The sequence below is a fragment of the Streptomyces sp. NPDC058457 genome, assembly GCF_042720695.1.
Lineage (GTDB): Bacteria > Actinomycetota > Actinomycetes > Streptomycetales > Streptomycetaceae > Streptomyces.
Window position 1 is genome coordinate 1 of the sequence record NZ_JBHXLU010000019.1, and the last position, 20,617, is coordinate 20,617.

Genomic DNA, 20,617 nt, shown 5'->3' on the forward strand with positions numbered 1-20,617 from the left:
CAGGCCGGCCGCCGTCCACGGACGCCGGACGGGCTGGAAGGGGTACAGGCCGGCCGCCGTCCTCGGACGCCGGACGGGCTGGAGGGGGTGCAGGACGGGGCTCGTCCGGTGCGAGTGGCTGTTGCCGGTGGGGCCGCGTTCACGTTCTCCTATGCCGAGCACGCCGAGTTGCTTACCGCTGCCGGGGCCGAAGTCGTCGTGTTCGATCCGCTTCGGGATGAGCAACTGCCCGACGGGACGCGCGGGTTGGTGATCGGGGGTGGGTTTCCCGAGGTGTACGGGGGTGAGTTGTCGGCCAATGAGGCGCTACGGAAGGACGTCGCCGCCCTCGCGGAGCGCGGCGCTCCCGTCGCCGCCGAGTGTGCCGGGCTGCTGTATCTGGGGCGGGAGCTGGACGGGCTGCCCATGTGCGGGGTGCTGGACGTGCGGGCGCAGATGTCGGAGCGGCTCACTCTCGGCTACCGGGATGCCGTCGCCGTGAGCGACAGTGTGCTGGCCGTCGCCGGTACGCGTATGCGGGGGCACGAGTTTCACCGGACCGTGGTGGAGCCGGGGGCGGGGGCGGCTCCCGCGTGGGGTGTGCGTACGCCACGGCCGCGGGTCGAAGGTTTTGTACAGCGGGGTGTGCACGCCAGTTATCTGCACACGCACTGGGCGTCCGAGCCCGGTGTGGCCCGAAGGTTCGTGGAGAGGTGCCGGACGTCATGAGCAGCAGCAGGTTGATCGGAGTCGGTGTCGGGCCCGGCGATCCCGAGCTGGTGACCGTCAAGGGGGTCAACGCCCTGCGCGCGGCCGATGTCGTCGTGGTGCCCGTCATGGACAGCGGCGAGCGGGGGCGGGCCGAGGCCACCGTGCTGCACTACGTCGGCGAGGAGAAGGTCGTACGGGTCGTCTTCGCGCTGAACGAGCGCAGTGACCGGGGGCGGCGGGAGGCCGCCTGGGACGCGGCGGGGGCCAGGGTGGCCGAGTTGCTGCGCGGGCACGGGACGGTCGCCTTCGCCACCATCGGGGATCCGAATGTCTATTCGACGTTCACGTATCTCGCGCAGACCATCGCCGAGCTGGTGCCGGGGGTGGCCGTGGAGACGGTGCCCGGGATCACCGCCATGCAGGACCTCGCCGCCCGCTCCGGGGCGGTGCTCACCGAGGGGACCGAGCCACTGACGCTGGTGCCGGTGACGGCGGGGGCCGAGGTGCTCAAGGACGCGCTGGGCGGGCCGGGGACGGTCGTGGCGTACAAGTTCGGGCGGCAGGCCGGGGCGGTCGTGGCGGCGCTGCGGGAGACCGGGCGGCTCGACGATGCCGTGTGGGGGTCGGCGCTGGGACTGGACGAGGAGTCCATCCGGCCCGCCGCCGAGCTGGACGGCTCGCCACTGCCGTACCTCTCCACGCTCATCGCGCCCCCGCGCCGGGACGGTGGCAGAGGCGGGAAGCTGTGAGCGGTCGGGGGTCAGCTGGACATGCCCACCACCAGCCAGATGAACGCCGCGCCCGCCACCGTGCACAGCAGCGTCGAGCGGGCCGGGTGCTCGTGGTGGGCCTCGGGGAGGATCTCGGCGGCGGCCAGGTAGAGCAGGACGCCGCCGAAGAGACCGAGATAGCCGCCGAGCAGGGCCTCCGGGATGGTGAAGAAGACCGTGGAGAGGGCGCCCAGGACCGGTGCGCAGGCGTCGGCGACGAGCATCGCTATGGCCCGGCGGCGCGCGTTGCCGTACAGGCTCGTGATCGTGAACGTGTTGAAGCCGTCCGCGAAGTCGTGGGCGATGACCGCGAGCGCGACCGCCGTGCCCATGCCGCCGCCCACCTGGAAGGCCGCGCCGATCGCCACGCCGTCCATCGCGCTGTGGCCGACCATCGCCCCGGCCGCCGTCAGGCCCACCTCGGGCGCCCGGTGACCGTGCTCCTCGCCGCCGTGCGCGGCCTGGCGGAGGGCCAGGGTGCGCTCCACCAGATGGGCCAGCAGGAATCCGGCCACGAACAGGAGCAGGGCGGCCGGTACGCCGAAGACCTCGCGGCCGGCCGCGCGCAGCGCCTCCGGCAGCAGGTCGAGGCCGACCACCCCGAGCATCAGACCGCCGGCCAGGCCCAGGACCAGGTGGCGACGGTCGGTCACGCGCTGTGCCGTCCAGCCGCCGGCCAGCGTCATCAGGAACGCGCCGAGCGCGACGAAGACCGCCATGTGCCCTTGCTATCCGATCGACCCGCCTCAGCGCACATCCAGCAGCACCCGTAACACCCTTTGTCCAGAGAGGACCGAATTTCCATGGCCGATGCCGCCGCCTCTGCCACCGCCGCCGCCACTGGCGCCGCCACCGCCTTCGGCGCCGCTCCCACCGGCAAGGTGACCTTCGTCGGTGCCGGTCCCGGTGCCGCCGATCTGCTGACGTTCCGGGCCGCGCGCGCGATCGCCGAGGCCGATGTCGTGATCTGGGCCGCGAGCCTGGTCCAGGCGGAGGTCCTCCAGCACGCCCGCGAGGACGCGGAGGTTCTCGATTCCGCGACGATGTCCCTCGAAGACGTCGTCGCCGTGTACGAGCGGGCCCGTGCGGAGGGGCTGCGGGTGGCCCGCATCCACTCCGGGGACCCGGCCCTCTGGGGCGGTACACAGGAGCAGGTCGACCGGTGTGCCGGGATCGGCATCGAGGTCGAGATCGTGCCGGGCGTCTCCTCCTTCTCGGCCGTGGCCGCGCTGGCCCAGCGTGAGCTGACCATTCCCGAGGTGGCGCAGTCCGTCGTGCTCACCCGGCTCGGCGGCGGCAAGACGCCGATGCCGCCCGGGGAGGAGGTGCGGGAGTTCGCCCGGCACGGGACCACCATGGCGATCTTCCTCTCCGCCGCGCGCAGCGGGCAGCTGGTGCGCGAGCTGCTGGAGGGCGGCTACCCGACCTCCACCCCGGTCGTCGTCGCCTATCAGGCGACCTGGCCGGAGGAGCTGGTCGTGCGGTGCACGATCGAGACGCTGGAGGAGACGGTCAAGGAGCACAAGCTCTGGAAGCACACACTCTTCCTGGTCGGCCCGGCCCTGGACGCCCAGGGCACCCGCTCGCACCTCTACCACCCCGGCCACTTCCACGGCTTCCGCAAGGCCGACCCGGAGGCCCGGCGGGCGCTGCGCGAGCGGGGGGCCAGTACATGATCACGGTGGTCGGTACGGGGACGGGAGCGTCCCCGGCACCGGAGACGCCGGCCGATGCCGAGCTGGTCGTCGGCGGGCGGCGGCACCTGGATGCCGTACGGCTGCCGGAGGGCGCCGAGCGAATCGTCCTCGGGCCGCTCGCGCCGGCCCTCGACACCATCGGGGAGTACGTCGGCAAGGACCGGCCCGTGACCGTGCTGGCCTCGGGCGATCCCGGGTTCTTCGGGATCGTGCGGGTGCTGGCCGAACGGTTCGGGGCGGAGGCGCTGGACGTCCGCCCCGGTGTGTCCTCCGTCGCCACCGCCTTCGCGCGGATCGGGCTGCCCTGGGACGACGCGGTGGTCGTCAGCGCGCACGGGCGGGAGCCGCGCACGGCGGTGAACGTGTGCCGGGCGCATCCGAAGGTCGCGGTGCTGACCGGGCCGGGCGCCGGGCCCGCCGAGCTGGGCGCCGCGGTGCCCGCGGACCGGCTGCTCGTCGTGGCGAGCGCGCTCGGTGATCCGGGACGGGAGCGGGTGGAGCGGGTCACCCCGGCCGAGGCCGCCGCGCGCGACTGGGGTACGGCCGTGAGCGTCGTCCTCTGCCTCGACGAGGCACGGGCGCTCGGTGCCGTGCGGACCGTGGCGGGCGGCCGGGCGGCACCCGCCGGGTGGGCCCTCGGCGAGGACGAGTTCGCGCACCGCGACTCGATGATCACCAAGTTCGAGGTACGGGCGCTGGCCCTGGCCCGGCTCGGTCCCCGGCTGGGCGACCTGGTCTGGGACGTCGGCGCGGGGTCCGGGTCGGTGGCCGTGGAGTGCGCACGCCTGGGCGCCGCCGCCGTCGCCGTGGAGAAGGCGGCGGACGGGGTGGAGCGGATCGCCGCCAACGCGCGGGCGCACGGGGTGTACGTGGATGTGGTGTGTGACATGGCACCGGATGCCCTGGCCGCACTCCCCGACCCCGACGCCGTGTTCATCGGCGGGGGCGGTGCCGAGCTCCCCGCCGTCGTCACCGCCTGCGCGGCCCGCGCCCGGCGCACGGTGGTGGTCGCGATGGCCGCCCTGGACCGGGTACCTGCGGCGCGTGCGGCGCTCACCGGTGCCGGGTTCGCCTGCGACGGCGTGCTGCTCCAGTCGTCGCGCCTTGCTCCGCTGCCGGGTGACGTGACCCGGCTGGCGGCGACCAATCCCGTGTTCCTGCTGTGGGGGTCCAGAATCCCCGTTTCCGAAGAAGGATCCGAAGAAGGAGTTGCTCAGTGATCGGCCTGATTTCCGCCACCGCGGCGGGGGCGGCGGCGCGCGACCGGCTGGCCGCGGCGTGGCCGGACCGCACGCGGGTGTACGACGGTCCCGTCAAGGACGCCGTACGGTCCGCGTTCGCGGAGTGCGAGCAGCTGGTGTGTTTCCTGGCCACGGGCGCGGTGGTACGGCTGATCGCCCCGCTGCTGGGCGGGAAGGCCACCGACCCGGGTGTGGTGTGCGTCGACGAGGGCGGGCGGTTCGCCGTGTCGCTGGTCGGCGGGCACGGCGGCGGTGCGAACGAACTCGCCGGGGAGGTGGGTGAGTTGCTGGCCGCGCAGCCGGTGGTGACCACCGCGACCGACTCGGTCGGGCTGCCCGGACTCGACACCCTCGGCTTCCCGGTCGAGGGCTCGGTGGCCGCCGTGTCGCGGGCCCTGCTGGACGGCGAACCGGTGGCGCTGCACGCCGAGTCGGCGTGGCCGCTGCCGCCGCTGCCGCTGGCGGAGGAGGGCGCCCACTCCGTCCGGCTGACCGACCGCGCGGTCGAACCAGCCGAGAACGAGGTGCTGTTGCGGCCGCCGTCCCTGGTCGTCGGCGTCGGTGCCGCCAAGGGCGCCCCCGTCGACGAGGTACTCGACCTCGTCGGCACGGCCTTGCGGGACGCGGGGCTGTCGCCTCGCAGCATCGCCGAACTCGCCACCGTCGACGCCAAGGCCGAGGAGCCCGGGATCGTCGCGGCGGCCGCGCGGCTCGGGGTCCCGCTGGTGACGTACTCCGCCGAGGAGCTGGCCGGAGTCCAGGTCCCCAACCCCTCGGACGCTCCGCTCGCCGCCGTCGGCACCCCCTCTGTCGCCGAGGCGGCGGCCCTCGCGCGGGGTGGCGAACTCCTCGTCCCCAAGCGGAAGTCGGCGCGGGCGGACGGCCGGCCCGCGATGGCGACCTGTGCCGTCGTACGGCGTCCTGCGCGCGGGCGGCTCGCGGTCGTCGGACTCGGCCCGGGTGCCCGGGACCTGCTCACCCCGCGGGCGAAGGCCGAACTCCGCCGTGCCGCCGTGCTCGTCGGCCTCGACCAGTACGTCGACCAGATCCGGGACCTGCTGCGGCCCGGCACCCGGATCCTGGAGTCGGGGCTCGGCGCCGAGGAGGAGCGGGCGCGTACCGCGGTCGCCGAGGCGCGCGCCGGGCATGCCGTCGCACTGATCGGCAGCGGGGACGCCGGCGTGTACGCGATGGCCTCCCCCGCGCTCGCCGAGGCCTCCGACGACATCGACGTGATCGGCGTGCCGGGGGTCACCGCGGCGCTCGCGGCCGGGGCGATCCTGGGTGCTCCGCTGGGCCACGACCATGTCTCGATCAGCCTGTCCGACCTGCACACGCCGTGGGAGGTCATCGAACGCCGGGTGCGCGCGGCGGCCGAGGCCGACATCGTCGTGACGTTCTACAACCCGCGCTCCCGGGGCCGCGACTGGCAGCTGCCCAAGGCGCTCGCGATCCTCGCCGGGCACCGCGAACCGACCACGCCCGTCGGTGTCGTACGCAACGCCTCGCGCCCCGACGAGTCGAGCAGGCTGACCACCCTGGGCGCTCTGGACCCCGCGTGGGTCGACATGATGACCGTCGTGACCGTGGGCAACACGGCGACCCGGAACATCGCCGGGCGCATGGTCACCCCGCGCGGCTACCGCTGGCAGGAGAGCGCTCAGGAGGAGGGCAAGTGAACCGGACCGTCCATCCCATCGAGCTGGAGTCCTACCGGCGGCTGCGCGCCCGCCTGGACACCTCGCACTTCCCGCCGCTGACCCGGGCCGTGGTGGAGCGGGTCGTCCACTCCGCCGCCGACCTGGAGTACGCGGCCGACCTGGTGACCGACGAGGACGACCTGGCGAAGGCGCATGCCGCGCTGCACGCCGGGGCGCCGGTCGTCGTGGACGTGGAGATGGTCGGCGCCGGGATCACCCGCCGGGAGACGGTGTGCCGGCTGCGGGACGCCGAGGCCGGGCCCGGCCTGACCCGTTCGGCACACGCGATCCGGCTCGCCTACGAGGAGGTCGGACCCGGCGCCCTGTGGGTGATCGGCAACGCGCCGACCGCCCTGGAGGAGCTGCTGAGGCTGGACGCCTCCCCCGTGCTCGTCATCGGTCTGCCCGTCGGCTTCGTCGGCGCCGTCGAGTCCAAGGCCGCGTTGCGCGAGAGCGGGCTGCCCGCCGTCAGCAACGTGTCCGAGAAGGGCGGCTCGGCGGTCGCCGCCGCCGCGCTCAACGCCCTGCTGTACCACCCCACTTCCGAGGAGACGCTGTGACCACCCCGCCCGCCCTGCTCATCGCCGGCCACGGCACCCGGGACGACGCCGGGGCCGAGGCGTTCCGCGACTTCGTACGGGAGCTGGGGCGCCGTCACCCCGAACTGCCCGTCGCGGGCGGCTTCATCGAGCTGTCCCCGCCGCCGCTCGGCGATGCCGTCGCCGAGCTGGTGGAGCAGGGCGTGCGGCGGTTCGCCGCGGTACCGCTGATGCTGGTCTCCGCCGGGCACGCCAAGGGCGACATCCCGGCCGCGCTGGCCCGGGAGAAGGAGCGGCACCCGGGGATCTCGTACACCTACGGCCGTCCGCTCGGGCCGCACCCTGCCCTGCTGTCGGTCCTTGAGCGGCGCCTGGACGAGGCGCTGGGCGGTTCCTCGCGGGCCGCGCTGGACCGCGCCGACGTGACCGTGCTGCTGGTGGGCCGCGGTTCGACGGACCCCGACGCCAACGCCGAGGTGCACAAGGCGGCCCGGCTGCTCTGGGAGGGGCGCGGGTACGCCGGTGTGGAGACGGCGTTCGTGTCGCTGGCGGCACCGGACGTGCCGAGCGGGCTCGACCGGTGTCTGAAACTGGGGGCGCGCCGGATCGTCGTCCTGCCGTACTTTCTCTTCACCGGGATCCTGCCGGACCGGGTGCGGCAGCAGACCGAGGGCTGGGCGGCCGCGCACCCGGAGATCGAGGTGCGTTCGGCGGACGTCGTCGGGCCCGAGCCGGAACTGCTCGACCTGGTGATGGAGCGGTACCGGGAGGCGGTCGAGGGTGATCTGCGGATGAACTGCGACTCGTGCGTGTACCGGATCGCGCTGCCCGGCTTCGAGGACAAGGTCGGGCTGCCGCAGCAGCCGCACTTCCACCCGGACGACGACGGCCACCACCCTCACGGACACGGACACCACCACCATGGCGGACACGCGCATGCGCACTGAGGACGGTTCCGGCGGCCCCGGAGGCGACAGAGGCTCCGAAGGGGCCGAAGCCTCCGAAGGCGGGCACGATCTGCGCCACCACGGCGACGCCGAGGTCCGGGACGGCGGTACGGCGCTCGTCGACCTCGCGGTCAACGTGCGCACCGGCACTCCCCCGGTCTGGCTGCGGGAGCGGATAGCCGAATCCCTGGGCGGGCTGGCGGCCTACCCGGACGGGCGGGCGGCGCGGGCGGCGGTCGCGGCGCGGCACGGGCTGCCGGCGGAGCGGGTGCTGCTGACGGCGGGCGCGGCGGAGGCGTTCGTCCTGCTGGCGCGGGCGCTGAAGGTGCGCCGGCCGGTGGTGGTGCACCCGCAGTTCACCGAGCCGGAGGCGGCGCTGCGGGACGCCGGGCACACCGTGGACCGGGTGCTGCTGCGGGAGTCGGACGGGTTCCGGCTGCATCCGGCGGCCGTCCCGGAGGACGCCGACCTGGTGGTGATCGGCAATCCGACCAATCCGACGTCGGTGCTGCATCCTGCGGAGGCGATCGCCCGACTCGCGCGTCCCGGGCGGACGTTGGTGGTCGACGAGGCGTTCATGGACTCGGTGCCGGGCGAGCGGGAGGCGCTGGCCGGGCGGACCGACGTGCCGGGTCTGGTGGTGCTGCGCAGTCTCACGAAGACGTGGGGGCTGGCCGGGCTGCGGATCGGGTACGTGCTGGCCGCGCCGGAGACCATCGCCGAACTGGAGCGGGCGCAGCCGTTGTGGCCGGTGTCCACGCCGGCGCTGGCGGCGGCCGAGGCGTGCGTGGCGCCGCGCGCGCTGGCGGAGGCGGCCCATGCGGCGCACCGCGTCGCCGCCGACCGGGCCCATCTGGTGGCGGGGCTCGAGGAGTTCGCGCCGGAGGGGGTGCGGGTGGCGGGACCCGCGGAGGGGCCGTTCGTGCTCGTCCGGATGGCGGAGGCGGCGGCCGTGCGGCGGCAGCTGCGGGTGCTGGGGTACGCCGTGCGGCGGGGGGACACGTTTCCCGGCCTTGACGAGGAGTGGGTGCGGATCGCGGTGCGGGACCGGGTGACGGTGAACCGGTTCCTGCAGGCGCTTGATCAGGCGTTGATGTTGATACGAGCGTGAGGGGAAGGGCCGGGGAACTGCGGGCCGTCGCGCGACTGCGGGTGCGTCGTGGCTGGTCGCGCCCGCGCGGCGGTAGCCGCAAATCGACTACCGCCCCGCGCCCCTTTGGGGCGCGTCAGTGGACGCCTCTAAGAACGCCTGCGGCGCGCCAGGAGAACCGCTCCCCCGCCCGCCGCCAGGAGCGCGAGCGCGCCGCCCACCGCATACGGCGTCACCGAACTCCCGCCCGTCTCAGCCAGCTTCGTCTCCTTCGCCGGGGCGCCCTGGACCTTCACATCGGACACCGGGTCGGCCGGATCGGCGGGATCGGCCGGGGCCGCCGCGGGGTCCGGCGGCGTCTCGCAGGTCGCCTTCGCCAGGGTCAGCGTTCCTTCCACGTCGGCCACGTTGAGCTTGAGCGGGTTGACGGAGACCTTGAGTTCGAGCGCGCTGGCCGCCGCCGAGGTCGACGTCGTCTCGCGCTTGGACAGGTCGAGGCGGACCTCGCCGACGCCGGGGACCTTGACGTCGGTGGGGCCGCCCGCGCTCAGCGTCACACGCTTGCCGAGCACGGTGACGGCGCCGAGCACGTTGGCGTCGGCCTCGGGCCGCCTGCCGGTCTCGCAGACGGCCTTGGACGTGACCGTGTCGAGTTCCACGAGGGACAGCAGGGGCAGGCCCGGCAGGTGCAGCCGGGCATGGGCGAGGTGGACCGAGGCCTCGGCGCGGTCGGCGGAGACCGTCGCCTTCGCCGCGGCGACGTCCGCGCCGAGGACGTGGAACGGCTTGCCGCCGTCCACTCCGTCGAGCGTGGCGGTCAGCGCGGTCCGGTAGGCGCTCTGCGGCGCCCGGACCTCGTTCAGGGAGACCGCGAGCGGGACGTTCACGGTCTTGTCGAGGAGGGAGACGTCGAGGCCGGTGCGCAGGACGACCGCGCTCGCGCGACCTTGGTCGGTGGTCGCGTGTGCGGTGCCCGCGCCGGCCAGGGCCGCGGGACCTGCGGCCAGGGCCGTGGCCGTCGCGAGGGTCGCGAGACGGCGTGCGGGCATACGGAATGTGTCGCTGTTCAAGGTGGTGGGACCCCCAGAGGAAACTTGCTCGGGACCCGCCAAGAATTACGCACTGTGGGTGAACGGGCAGCAATCCTGCGTTACTTCACTCAATAGTGGACTTTCCGTGCGCGTATTCGAGTCTGCAGGCACAGGCGTTCCTTTACTCGACGACCTGCCCGTTCAGCATCACCCGGCGGGGGGACGCGAGGACGCGTACGTCGGCGCGCGGGTCGCTCTCGTACACCACGAGGTCCGCCGGTGCGCCCTCCTCCAGGCCGGGCCTGCCGAGCCAGGCGCGGGCCGCCCAGCTGGTCGCCGCGAGCGCGTCGAGGGGCGGGATCCCGGCGGTGACCAGTTCGGCGACCTCGCCCGCGACCAGGCCGTGGGCGAGGGAGCCGCCTGCATCGGTGCCGACGTAGACCGGGATACCGGCGTCGTAGGCGCCCCGGACGGTGTCGTAGCGGCGTTCGTGGAGCCGGCGCATATGGGCCGACCAGCGCGGGAACCTGGTGTCGCCGCCCGCCGCGAGCTGCGGGAAGGTGGCGATGTTGACGAGGGTCGGGACGATCGCAACGCCGCGGGAGGCGAAGAGGGGGATCAGGTCCTCCGTCAGTCCCGTCGCGTGCTCGATGCAGTCGATGCCGGCCTCGACCAGGTCCTGGAGCGAGCTCTCGGCGAAGCAGTGGGCGGTGACCCGGGCGCCCAGCCGGTGGGCCTCGGCGATGGCCGCCTCGACGGCGTCGCGGGGCCAGCTGGGGGCCAGGTCGCCGAGGTCACGGTCGATCCAGTCGCCGACCAGCTTGACCCAGCCGTCGCCGCGCCGGGCCTCCTGGGCGACGTACGCGACCAGGTCCGCCGGCTCGATCTCGTGGGCGAAGTTCCTTATGTAGCGGCGGGTGCGGGCGATGTGCCGGCCGGCCCGGATGATCTTCGGGAGGTCGTCGCGGTCGTCGACCCAGCGGGTGTCCGAGGGCGAGCCGGCGTCCCGGATGAGGAGGGTGCCGGCCTCGCGGTCGGTGAGGGCCTGTTTCTCGGCGGTCGCCGCGTCCACCGGGCCGTGCGGGCCGAGGCCGACGTGGCAGTGGGCGTCGACGAGGCCGGGGAGGGCCCAGCCTTCGACGGTGCGGATGTCCTGGGTGCCGAAGGGGCGGGCGTAGGAAATACGTCCGCCGAGGACCCACAGTTCGTCGCGAACGTCGTCTGGTCCGACGAGGATCCGTCCCTTTACGTGCAGCACCGCCTGATCGCTCATGGGACGCACGATAGTTCGTCGGGTGCCGGTGCGTCGTGGCTGGTCGCGCCCACGCGGCGGAGCCGCATATTGATACAGCCCCGCGCCCCCTACGGGGCGCTGTCCTGGCCCTCCTCCACATCCGCCATCGCCGGATCCAGCAGCCGTGACAGGAAATGGCGGGTGCGCTCGTGCTGCGGGTTGGCGATGACCCGGTCCGGGGCGCCCTCCTCCACGATCACCCCGCCGTCCATGAAGACCACCCGGTCGGCGACCTCGCGGGCGAAGGTCATCTCGTGGGTGACCACCATCATGGTCATGCCCTCCTGCGCCAGCATCCGCATCACCGCGAGGACGTCCCCGACCAGTTCCGGGTCGAGGGCCGACGTCGGCTCGTCGAAGAGCATCACCTCGGGGCCCATGGACAGCGCGCGGGCGATCGCCACCCGCTGCTGCTGGCCGCCGGAGAGGGAGGCGGGGTAGGCGTCCGCCTTCTCCGACAGGCCCACGCGGGAGAGGTTCTCGGCGGCCACGCGCGCGGCCTGCGCCTTGTCCCGCCGGAGCACCCGGCGCTGCGGCAGCGTGAGGTTCTCGGTCACCGTCAGGTGCGGGAACAGGTTGAACTGCTGGAAGACCATGCCGATACGGCGGCGCACGGCGTCGATGTCGACGTCCGGGTCCGTCAACTCGGTGCCGCCGACGAACACCTGCCCTTGGGTGGGCTCTTCGAGGAGGTTGACGCAGCGCAGCAGGGTCGACTTGCCGGAGCCGGACGGGCCGATCACGCAGACGACCTCGCCCCGGCCGATCCCCAGGTCGATGCCGCGCAGCACCTCGTTGTCGCCGAAGGACTTGTGGAGGCCCTTCACCTCGATCTCGGGTCGGCTCATCGGACGGCCTCCCGGGCCTTCGCCTCCATGCGGCGGACGACGAAACCGAGCGGGATCGTGACCAGCAGGTAGCACAGGCCGGCGACGAGGATCGGCGTGGAGTTGGCGGTCGTACTGGCCAGGTCGCGGCCGTACTTGGACAGTTCGCGCTCCTCCAGGGTGACGCCGAGGAGCAGGACCAGCGAGGAGTCCTTGAAGAGGATCACGAACTCGTTGGTCAGCGGCGGGAGGATGATCCGGAAGGCCTGCGGGATGATGATCGAGATCATGGCGCGGGCGGGCGAGAAGCCGAGCGAACGCGCCGCCTCCCCCTGGCCCTTGGGCACCGCCTGGATGCCGGCGCGGAACGTCTCCGCCAGGTACGCGGCCCCGACCAGGCCGAGGGCGATGGCGGCCTTGCCGTAGGTGCCACCGACGATCTCCGTGCCCGGGAAGGCCAGCGGGACCGCGACGCCGATGAAGATGAAGATCAGCAGGGCGGGCAGGCCGCGGAAGATCTCGATGTAGACGCCGGCGACCCAGCGGTAGGGCGCGACGGACGACAGCCGCATCAGCGCGACCACCAGGCCGAGCACCAGGGCGAAGACGAACCCGGACACGGTGTAGAGCACGGTGTTCTTCAGCGCCAGCGTGATGACGTCCGGGAACATCTGCTTTGCGATGTCCCACTGGGCGAACTGGTTCTGCAGCCGTCCCCAGTCGGCGCCGACGGCGAAGGCGACCACGGCGGCGACGAAGACGACGTACTGCGCACCGCGCGACAGCCGGCACTTCTGCGTCCGGGTCGGGCCCTTCCGGCGGGGCTGGAGTCCGGTGTCCGTGCCGACGGTCATGAGGCGGCGGGGGACGCGGCCGAGGCGTCGTAGGGACCGATCCACTTCTCGTACAGCTTCTTGTACGTGCCGTCGGCCTTGGCGTCGGCGATCGCCTTGTTGACGGCGGCGAGGAGCCTGGTGTTGCCCTTCTTCACCGTGAAGCCGTACTGCTCACCGGTGTTGATGTTGCCCGCGACCTGGAAGGCGTTCGCGTTGGCCTTGTCCTTCAGCCAGCCCTGGACCACCGGGTAGTCGATGACGACGGCCTTGACCTGGCCGGTGCGCAGGCCGTTGAGGACGGCGTCGGAGGACTCGAAGGAGACCGGGTCGAAGCCCTGCTTCTTGACGTAGTCCTCGCCGGTGGTCTGCGCCTGGGCGCCCAGCTGGACCTTCTTGGCCTTGGCGTCGGCGAGCGAGGTGATGCCGCTGTTCCTGTCGACGAGGAGGGCCTGGGTGGCGTCGAAGTAGGGGTCGGAGAAGTCGACGTTCTTCTTGCGCTCGGCGGTGATGGTCATGCCGGCCGCGGCCAGGTCGCACTCGCCGGAGTTGAGGAAGGCGCCGGTCTTGAAGTTCTCGAACGGCGTGTCGAGGATCTGCTGCTTCACGCCGAGGTTCTTGGCGACCAGGTCGATCATCGAGACGTCGAAGCCCTGCACCTTGCCGTCGATCTCCGACTGGAACGGCGGGTACGGCAGGTGGGTGCAGGTGGTGAGCTGCCCGGCCTTGACGAGTACGACCCCGCCGGCGGCCGTCCTGGAGGCGCTGGAGCCGTTGCCGCTCGACGTGCAGCCGGCCACGAGGGCCAGCCCGGCCGCGGCGGTGACGGCGGCCAGTGCGCGAGCCCGGCGGCGCCCGAAGAGCGTGGTCACGAGACCTCCCGTGGGTCTGTGGAGGCTCCCCGCGAAGCTGTGAGGGAGCTTTGGATTCCGATTCTGCGGCTTCCGATTATAAGGAGATGTTTGGGTTCCTCAAACCAAACCCATGGCGGTGAAGCCGTCCGGCCTAAGAAGTCGCCGGTCGGGGGCGTGGACGGGTGCCGGTTACGCTCGCCTTGATCCACCTGTCCGTGACTGAGGAGAGCACCGCCGTGACCCACCCCTTCCTCGATCTGCCCCCGCTGACCGCCGCCCGCTTCGCCGCGATCGAGGACCGGGTGGCCCGCCTGCTGGACACCCGGCAGGACGTCGTGATCACACAGGGCGAGGCGCTGCTGCCGCTGGAGGGCGCGATCAGGGCGGCGGCCGGGCCCGGCACCACCGCGCTGAACGTGATCACCGGCCCGTACGGGCAGACGTTCGGGAACTGGCTGCGGGACTGCGGCGCGACGGTGGTCGACCTCGCGGTGCCGTTCCACACGGCGGTGACGGCCGGTCAGATCCGGGAGGCGTTCGCCGCGCACCCCGAGATCGACTTCGTCTCCCTGGTGCACGCGGAGGCGGCGACCGGCAACACCAACCCGGTCGCGGAGATCGGCGAGGCGGTACGGGCCCACGGCGCCCTCTTCTACCTGGACGCGGTCGCCTCGGTGGGGGCCGAGCCGGTGCTGCCGGACGCGTGGGACGTGGACCTGTGCGTGATCGGGGCCCAGAAGGCGATGGGCGGTCCGGCGGGCGTCTCGGCGGTCTCGGTGAGCGCGCGGGCGTGGGCCCGGATGGCGGCGAACCCGCAGGCCCCGCGCCGTTCCTACCTCTCCCTGCTGGACTGGAAGGAGCGCTGGGTCGACGGCGGCCGCAAGGTGCTGCTGCACGCTCCGGCACAGCTGGAGATGCTGGCGCTGGAGGCGTGCCTGGAGCGGATCGAGGCGGACGGCCTGGACGCCGTGATGGCCCGGCACCGCTCGGCCGCGCTGGCCACCCGGGCCGGTGCGGCGGCCCTGGGCGGCGGCCTGGAGCCGTACGTGTACGCGGAGTCCGACGCGGCACCGGTGGCCACGACGCTTCGGGTCCCGTCGGGTGCGGTGGCGTCGGAACTGGTCGCCGAGGCCCTGGCGGGCGACGGCACCCTGCCGCTGGCCGCGGGCGGGGGCTCGCTGGCCAAGGAGATGATCCGGGTCAACCACTACGGGGTGGACGCGACGGCCGACGCCGTCCGGTCGAGCCTGGCGGCGCTCGGCGCGGGGCTGGCGCGGCGGGGGCTGACGGTGGACCCGGAGGGGGCCCGGCAGGCGGTGGAGTCCGCCTGGCGGCACCCGAATTCAAAGTAATTTGAAATTCCATTTCGGTCGACGGCTTTCCCGAGTTCTCCTGCCCGCTTTTTGCAGAGCTAAACAGAGGGAATTTCATCCGGATTTCAACCCTGTGACGCACTCCACATAGCAGGGCTTTTTGCCCGCTTTGCGGTGGTACATATCGCCAGATACAGGCACGGCAGGTCGAACCACCGATTCCACCTGCCGTGCGTTTTTGCATTTGCCTCGCTAAATTCAATCCGCATGACTGCCCCACAAGCAGACCTGATCGTCGACCGCCCGCTGGTGACCGATGGTGCCGCTCTCTGGCGTATGGCCAAGGATTCCGGAAGCCTCGATCTGAACTCCTCCTACAGCTATCTGCTGTGGTGCCGGGACTTCGCCGGCACCTCGGTGGTGGCGCGCGGCGCGGACGGCGAGCCCGTCGGGTTCGTGACCGGATACACCCGGCCGGACCGGCCGGACACGCTGCTCGTCTGGCAGGTGGCCGTGGACGCCGCTCAGCGCGGGCGCGGGATCGCGGCCCGGCTGCTGGACGGGCTCACGGCCCAGGTGGCCGCCGACCGGCCGCTCACCGCCGTCGAGACCACCATCACGCCCGGCAACACCGCCTCCGAGCGCCTGTTCACCTCGTACGCCGCCCGGCACGGCGCCACCGTCGAGCGCTCGGTGCTGTTCGAGGCCGGTGAGTTCCCCGACGGTCCGCACGACCCCGAAGTCCTGTACCGCATCGGCCCCTTGACCCCCACATCGCACTGAGGAGCCCCCCGTGACCATCACCCCGCCCGACCTCAGCGTCTTCGAGACCCTGGAGTCCGAGGTCCGCAGCTACTGCCGCGGCTGGCCGACCGTGTTCGACCGGGCCCGGGGCAGCCGCATGCACGACGAGGACGGCCACGAGTACCTCGACTTCTTCGCCGGCGCCGGATCACTCAACTACGGCCACAACAACCCCGTGCTGAAACGGGCGTTGCTCGACTACCTGGAACGGGACGGGGTCACCCACGGCCTCGACATGTCGACGGTGGCCAAGCGGTCGTTCCTGCAGACCTTCCAGGACCTGGTGCTGCGGCCGCGCGAGCTGCCGTACAAGGTCATGTTCCCGGGGCCGACGGGGACCAACGCCGTCGAGTCGGCTCTCAAGCTCGCCCGGAAGGTGAAGGGGCGCGAGGCGATCGTGTCGTTCACCAACGCCTTCCACGGGATGTCCCTCGGGTCCCTCGCGGTCACCGGCAACGCCTTCAAGCGGGCCGGGGCCGGGATCCCGCTGGTGCACGGGACGCCGATGCCGTTCGACAACTACTTCGACGGGACCGTGCCGGACTTCCTCTGGTTCGAGCGGCTGCTGGAGGACCGGGGTTCCGGGCTCAACAAGCCGGCCGCGGTGATCGTGGAGACCGTGCAGGGCGAGGGCGGCATCAACGTCGCCCGGCCCGAATGGCTGAGCGCCCTCAAGGTGCTCTGCGAGCGGCAGGACATGCTGCTGATCGTCGACGACATCCAGATGGGCTGCGGGCGGACCGGCGCCTTCTTCTCCTTCGAGGAGGCGGGGATCGTCCCCGACATCGTCACCGTCTCGAAGTCCATCAGCGGCTACGGACTGCCCATGTCCCTGTGCCTGTTCCGGCCCGAGCTGGACGTGTGGGAGCCGGGCGAGCACAACGGCACCTTCCGCGGCAACAACCCCGCCTTCGTCACCGCGACCGCCGCCCTGGAGACCTACTGGACCGACGGCCCCGCGATGGAGAAGCAGACCCGGGCCAAGGGCGAGCAGGTCGAACAGGGGCTCATCGCGATCGTCGAGGAGAATCTGGCCGACGTGCGGGAGTACCGGGGGCGGGGCCTGGTGTGGGGCCTGGAGTTCCACGAGAAGGAGCGGGCCGGGCAAATCGCCGGCCGCGCCTTCGAACTCGGGCTGCTCATCGAGACGTCGGGGCCGCAGGGCGAGGTCGTCAAGCTGCTGCCCGCCCTGACCGTCACCCCGGACGAGCTGGACGAGGGGCTGAGCATCCTCGCCCGGGCCGTCCGCGAAACCGTCTGACCGGAACGGAACAAGCCGTACGGAACAGGCCGGCTCGGCACAGGCCGGCTCGGAACAGGCCGGCTCGGAACAAGGAGGCTGTACACCACCGTGATCGTCCGTTCGTTCAAGGAGATCGAAGGCACCGACCGCCATGTGAGGTCCGCGTCCGGGACCTGGGAGAGCAAACGCATCGTCCTCGCGAAGGAGCGGGTCGGCTTCTCGCTGCACGAGACGGTCCTGTACGCGGGCACGGAGACGTCGATGTGGTACGCCAACCACGTCGAGGCCGTCGTCTGCGTCGAGGGCGAGGCCGAGCTGACCGACCACGAGACCGGGACGTCGTACCGGATCACCCCCGGGACCATGTACCTCCTCGACGGGCACGAACGCCACACGCTGCGCGTCAAGGAGGACTTCCGCTGCATCTGCGTGTTCAACCCGCCGGTCACCGGCCGGGAGGACCACGACGAGAACGGCGTCTATCCCCTGCTGACGGAGGCGGGCTGACCATGGCCACGACCACCGACCTGTACCCGAGCCGCGGCCCCGCCGAGGTCGCCGTCCCCCGCAGGGACCCGGTCGTCTGGTCGGCGCCCGGCGCGCCCGGCCCGATCACCGCGGACCGGCTGGAGGCCTTCGAACGCGACGGCTTCCTCACCGTCGAGCAGCTCATCGGAGACGACGAAGTAGCCGTCTATCAGGGGGAGTTGGAGCGGCTGCTCGCCGATCCGGCGATCCGGACCGATGAACGCTCCATAGTGGAGCCGAAGTCCGAGGAGATCCGGTCCGTCTTCGAAGTGCACCGGATCAGCGCGGTGTTCGCGAACCTGGTGCGCGACGAGCGGGTGGTCGGCCGGGCCCGGCAGATCCTCGGCTCGGACGTGTACGTCCACCAGTCCCGGATCAACGTCAAGCCCGGGTTCGGGGCCGGCGGCTTCTACTGGCACTCGGACTTCGAGACCTGGCACGCCGAGGACGGCCTGCCGAACATGCGCACGGTGTCCGTCTCGATCGCCCTGACCGAGAACCACGACACCAACGGCGGCCTGATGATCATGCCGGGCTCGCACCGGACGTTCCTGGGCTGCGCCGGCGCCACGCCCGAGGACAACTACAAGAAGTCGCTGCAGATGCAGGACGCGGGCACGCCGTCGGACAAGGCGCTGACCGAGATGGCGGCCGAGTACGGCATCAGGCTGTTCACCGGCAGGGCCGGTTCGGCGACCTGGTTCGACTGCAACTGCATGCACGGCTCCACCGAGAACATCACCCCGTTCCCCCGCAGCAACGTCTTCATCGTGTTCAACAGCGTGGAGAACACGACGGTGGAACCGTTCGCGGCGCCGGTAAGGCGACCGGAGTTCATCGGGGCGCGGGACTTCACACCCGTGCGATGAGCTCGCACCTGTTCTGCCCCGACGGAACTGCTGGAGGTCCGGCCGGGCGGGACCGCGCTCGACGTGGGATGCGTCCCGGGCACGGGCCTGCCCACCCGGCCACGTCCCCGGGCTCGGGCTCGGGCTCGGGCTCGGGCTCGGGCTCGGGCTCGGGCTCGGGCTCGGGCTCAGTAGCCGACGGTGAAACGCTCGCCGATGTGCTGAGGTCGTTCGATCTCATCGAGCAGGGCGACCGCGTAGTCCTCGGCGGAGATACGACTGCTGCCGTCCTGGGCGACGATCAGATCCTCCGTGGCGGTGCGGTAGGTGCCGGTACGCTCCCCCGGCTCGATCGTCGCGGCAGGGCTGAGGCTGGTCCACTTCACGTCGCTGACGGTGCGGCAGAAGTCCAGGGCGTCCCCGTGGGCGTGCATGATCTGGAGCAGAGGCTCCGGCAGACCCTCCGCGTCCCAGACCTGCTTGCCGTCCGGCGTGTACAGGGAACCTGCGCCGCCGACCAGGACGAGGCGGGGTTCGTCGCCCTCCAGGGTGCGGATGCCGGCGACCAGGGCTTCGGCGCTGGGCCTGATGGTGGCGATGTGGCCCGGCCCGTCGCCTCCGCCGACCGCGCTGATGACGACGTCCTGGCCCTTGGCCACCCCGGCGACGGCCGCGGGGTCCAGGACGTCACCGGTGACCACCGTCAGGTTGGCGTTGTCCCGGGCGAGCTTCGCCGGGTCGCGTACGACCGCTGTGACCGTGTGGCCACGACGGAGTGCCTCGTCCAGAACGCGGGACCCGATGGTGCCGGTGGCGCCGAACAGGATGATCTTGGACATGCCGGTCTCCAGTTCCCGTTGATCGTCTCAGGGTCCGCAGATTAAGTGAGACCTCCCGTGACGGACATGGGGCATCGGGCCGCTCCAGGTGAACATGACCCGTTCAGGCGACACCGTGTCCTGCGCCGGGTACTTCTCCGGGGTCACCGGCGTGCGCGCCATCCACGCACTCTCCGAGGTGGACTCTGCTGGACGGTTCGTCGGCGCCGGGGCCCCTGCACGGCCTCGCGGGACCGAGCAGGGGCGTGTCCGCGCGCCTCGGGCAGCCGCCTTGACGCCGCGGCGCGGGTGCGGCGGTCCGAGTTCGTCGGGGCGCGGGACCTCAGGCCCGTGCGCCGTGGCGGCCCCCGAGCCGTGTCACAGTGCCGGGTAGTCCGTGTATCCCTCGGCCCCGCCGCCGTAGAACGTCGCCGGGTTCGCGGTGTTGAACGGGCCGCCGGCCTTGAGCCGGGCCGGGAGGTCCGGGTTGGCGAGGAAGAGCTGTCCGAAGGAGACGAGGTCGGCCGTGCCGTCCTCGACGAGGTCGAGGGCCGCCGGACCGGTGGGGCCCTCGGTCGCCGGGTTGAGGACGAACACCCCGCTGAACCGCTTGCGCAGCGCGCTGGTCAGCTCCCGGGTGCCCGGCACCTCCATCACGTGCAGATACGCCAGGCCCAGCGGCTCCACCGCGTCGACCAGCGCCGCGTACGCCGGCTCCGGCTCGGGTTCGTCGATGTCGTTGAACGGGTTGCCCGGGGACAGCCGCAGGGCGGTGCGCTCGGCGCCGACGGCCTCCGCCACCGCCTTGACGGCCGCCACCGCGAACCGGATGCGGGCGGCCGGGGAGCCGCCCCACTCGTCGGTGCGCCGGTTGCTGCCCGGGGCCAGGAACTGGTGGATCAGGTAACCGTTGGCGCCGTGCAGCTCGACGCCGTCGAAGCCGGCCTCGACGGCGGCCCGGGCGGCGGCCGCGTACTCGGCGACGGTGGCGTGGACCTCGCCGTCGGTCAGCGCGCGCGGCTCGACGAACTCCTTCGGGCCCTCGTGGGTGTACACCTGACCGCGGGCGGTGACCGCGGAGGGCGCGACGTTGACCAGCCCGTCCGGCAGCAGGTCGGGGTGGCCGATCCGGCCGGTGTGCATGAGCTGGGCGAAGATCAGGCCGCCGGCGGCGTGCACGGCGTCGGTGACGGTGCGCCAGGCGGCGATCTGCTCGGCGGTGTGCAGTCCGGGGGTGTCGGGGTAGCCCTGGCCGACCGCCGAGGGCTGGATGCCCTCGGTCACGATCAGGCCCGCGGAGGCGCGCTGGGTGTAGTACTCCGCCGTGAGCGCGGTGGGCAGACCGCCCTGCGCGGCACGGCTGCGCGTCATCGGAGCCATCGCGATGCGGTTGGCCAGGCGGTGCCCGGGGAGGTCGATCGGATCGAAGGCAGTGGTCACGGCGTCTCCAGGGGTACTTTAATTGGTCGGCCAAGTAAAACGGCGCCGCCCACTCTACCCCAATCATTGGCCGACCAATTAATTTCCCCGGAGCGGGTCTGAGTAGGCTT

The 20,617-nt window shown here is 72.2% G+C and carries 20 protein-coding genes and 1 pseudogene; 13 read left to right on the plus strand and 8 right to left on the minus strand.

The window, feature by feature from the left end:
- Positions 1-708 (plus strand): annotated as a pseudogene (locus ACFWPS_RS17570) (cobyrinic acid a,c-diamide synthase); the annotation flags it as partial.
- Entirely contained in the window at positions 693-1,439 is a 747-nt protein-coding gene (gene cobI / locus ACFWPS_RS17575) for a precorrin-2 C(20)-methyltransferase (RefSeq protein WP_383705948.1), read from the plus strand. The pseudogene ACFWPS_RS17570 and the gene cobI, both read left to right, overlap by 16 nt.
- A gap of 11 nt (positions 1,440-1,450) precedes the next feature.
- On the opposite strand, the gene ACFWPS_RS17580 is transcribed toward cobI, so the two are convergent.
- The gene (locus ACFWPS_RS17580) at positions 1,451-2,179 is read right to left on the minus strand and encodes a ZIP family metal transporter (protein ID WP_383705950.1); all 729 of its coding nucleotides are present in this window, start codon (positions 2,177-2,179) and stop codon (positions 1,451-1,453) included.
- Positions 2,180-2,263: 84 nt separating this feature from the next.
- On the opposite strand from ACFWPS_RS17580, the gene cobM reads away from it, so the two are divergent.
- The 6 genes from cobM to cobC are packed head-to-tail and all read left to right on the plus strand — an operon-like array spanning position 2,264 to position 8,695.
- Complete coding sequence (gene cobM, locus ACFWPS_RS17585; protein ID WP_383705952.1) at positions 2,264-3,136, plus strand: precorrin-4 C(11)-methyltransferase; 873 nt, start codon at positions 2,264-2,266, stop codon at positions 3,134-3,136.
- Positions 3,133-4,377 carry a precorrin-6y C5,15-methyltransferase (decarboxylating) subunit CbiE gene (cbiE, locus tag ACFWPS_RS17590; RefSeq protein WP_383705954.1) on the plus strand — a complete coding sequence of 415 codons (1,245 nt, stop codon included), beginning with the start codon at positions 3,133-3,135 and terminating at the stop codon, positions 4,375-4,377. The genes cobM and cbiE overlap by 4 nt, the downstream gene beginning before the upstream one ends.
- Positions 4,374-6,077: a precorrin-3B C(17)-methyltransferase gene (gene cobJ / locus ACFWPS_RS17595; protein ID WP_383705956.1), complete on the plus strand. Its 1,704-nt coding sequence runs from the start codon at positions 4,374-4,376 to the stop codon at positions 6,075-6,077. Before cbiE ends, cobJ begins: the two co-directional genes overlap by 4 nt.
- Positions 6,074-6,658, plus strand: a complete 585-nt coding sequence (locus tag ACFWPS_RS17600; protein WP_383705958.1) for a precorrin-8X methylmutase — start codon at positions 6,074-6,076, stop codon at positions 6,656-6,658. Before cobJ ends, ACFWPS_RS17600 begins: the two co-directional genes overlap by 4 nt.
- Entirely contained in the window at positions 6,655-7,584 is a 930-nt protein-coding gene (locus tag ACFWPS_RS17605; RefSeq protein WP_383705960.1) for a sirohydrochlorin chelatase, read from the plus strand. Before ACFWPS_RS17600 ends, ACFWPS_RS17605 begins: the two co-directional genes overlap by 4 nt.
- Positions 7,574-8,695, plus strand: coding sequence for an Rv2231c family pyridoxal phosphate-dependent protein CobC (gene cobC, locus ACFWPS_RS17610; RefSeq protein ID WP_383705962.1), 1,122 nt, complete (start codon positions 7,574-7,576; stop codon positions 8,693-8,695). Before ACFWPS_RS17605 ends, cobC begins: the two co-directional genes overlap by 11 nt.
- A gap of 128 nt (positions 8,696-8,823) precedes the next feature.
- Here the strand turns inward: cobC and ACFWPS_RS17615 are convergent, their stop codons facing one another.
- From ACFWPS_RS17615 to ACFWPS_RS17635, 5 genes are all read right to left on the minus strand, one after another.
- A complete protein-coding gene (locus ACFWPS_RS17615; RefSeq protein ID WP_383705964.1) occupies positions 8,824-9,744 on the minus strand; it encodes an SCO1860 family LAETG-anchored protein in 921 nt (306 codons plus the stop codon).
- Between the two features lie 142 nt (positions 9,745-9,886).
- Positions 9,887-10,978 (minus strand): amidohydrolase family protein, encoded by a 1,092-nt coding sequence (locus ACFWPS_RS17620; RefSeq protein ID WP_383705966.1) that lies wholly within the window; start codon positions 10,976-10,978, stop codon positions 9,887-9,889.
- A gap of 89 nt (positions 10,979-11,067) precedes the next feature.
- On the minus strand, positions 11,068-11,847 hold the full coding sequence (locus ACFWPS_RS17625; protein ID WP_383705968.1) for an amino acid ABC transporter ATP-binding protein: 780 nt from the start codon (positions 11,845-11,847) through the stop codon (positions 11,068-11,070).
- The gene (locus tag ACFWPS_RS17630; protein ID WP_383705970.1) at positions 11,844-12,680 is read right to left on the minus strand and encodes an amino acid ABC transporter permease; all 837 of its coding nucleotides are present in this window, start codon (positions 12,678-12,680) and stop codon (positions 11,844-11,846) included. Before ACFWPS_RS17630 ends, ACFWPS_RS17625 begins: the two co-directional genes overlap by 4 nt.
- Positions 12,677-13,531: an ABC transporter substrate-binding protein gene (locus ACFWPS_RS17635; RefSeq protein ID WP_383705972.1), complete on the minus strand. Its 855-nt coding sequence runs from the start codon at positions 13,529-13,531 to the stop codon at positions 12,677-12,679. The genes ACFWPS_RS17630 and ACFWPS_RS17635 overlap by 4 nt, the downstream gene beginning before the upstream one ends.
- A 218-nt stretch (positions 13,532-13,749) precedes the next feature.
- Here ACFWPS_RS17635 and ACFWPS_RS17640 point away from each other — a divergent pair, with 218 nt between their 5' ends.
- The 5 genes from ACFWPS_RS17640 (at position 13,750) to thpD (ending at position 18,270) form a co-directional block, all read left to right on the plus strand.
- Positions 13,750-14,865 (plus strand): pyridoxal-phosphate-dependent aminotransferase family protein, encoded by a 1,116-nt coding sequence (locus ACFWPS_RS17640; protein WP_383706162.1) that lies wholly within the window; start codon positions 13,750-13,752, stop codon positions 14,863-14,865.
- A gap of 228 nt (positions 14,866-15,093) precedes the next feature.
- Positions 15,094-15,609 carry a diaminobutyrate acetyltransferase gene (ectA, locus tag ACFWPS_RS17645; protein WP_383705974.1) on the plus strand — a complete coding sequence of 172 codons (516 nt, stop codon included), beginning with the start codon at positions 15,094-15,096 and terminating at the stop codon, positions 15,607-15,609.
- 10 nt (positions 15,610-15,619) lie between these two features.
- A complete protein-coding gene (gene ectB, locus ACFWPS_RS17650; protein WP_383705976.1) occupies positions 15,620-16,891 on the plus strand; it encodes a diaminobutyrate--2-oxoglutarate transaminase in 1,272 nt (423 codons plus the stop codon).
- A gap of 90 nt (positions 16,892-16,981) precedes the next feature.
- The gene (locus ACFWPS_RS17655; RefSeq protein ID WP_383705978.1) at positions 16,982-17,380 is read left to right on the plus strand and encodes an ectoine synthase; all 399 of its coding nucleotides are present in this window, start codon (positions 16,982-16,984) and stop codon (positions 17,378-17,380) included.
- Between the two features lie 2 nt (positions 17,381-17,382).
- Positions 17,383-18,270 carry an ectoine hydroxylase gene (thpD, locus tag ACFWPS_RS17660; protein ID WP_383705980.1) on the plus strand — a complete coding sequence of 296 codons (888 nt, stop codon included), beginning with the start codon at positions 17,383-17,385 and terminating at the stop codon, positions 18,268-18,270.
- Positions 18,271-18,437: 167 nt separating this feature from the next.
- Here the strand turns inward: thpD and ACFWPS_RS17665 are convergent, their stop codons facing one another.
- Together ACFWPS_RS17665 and ACFWPS_RS17670 are read right to left on the minus strand one after the other, a co-directional pair.
- The gene (locus tag ACFWPS_RS17665; RefSeq protein ID WP_383705982.1) at positions 18,438-19,088 is read right to left on the minus strand and encodes an NAD(P)-dependent oxidoreductase; all 651 of its coding nucleotides are present in this window, start codon (positions 19,086-19,088) and stop codon (positions 18,438-18,440) included.
- A 357-nt stretch (positions 19,089-19,445) separates the two neighbouring features.
- Entirely contained in the window at positions 19,446-20,507 is a 1,062-nt protein-coding gene (locus ACFWPS_RS17670) for an alkene reductase (protein WP_383705984.1), read from the minus strand.
- Between the last annotated feature and the right edge of the window lie 110 nt (positions 20,508-20,617).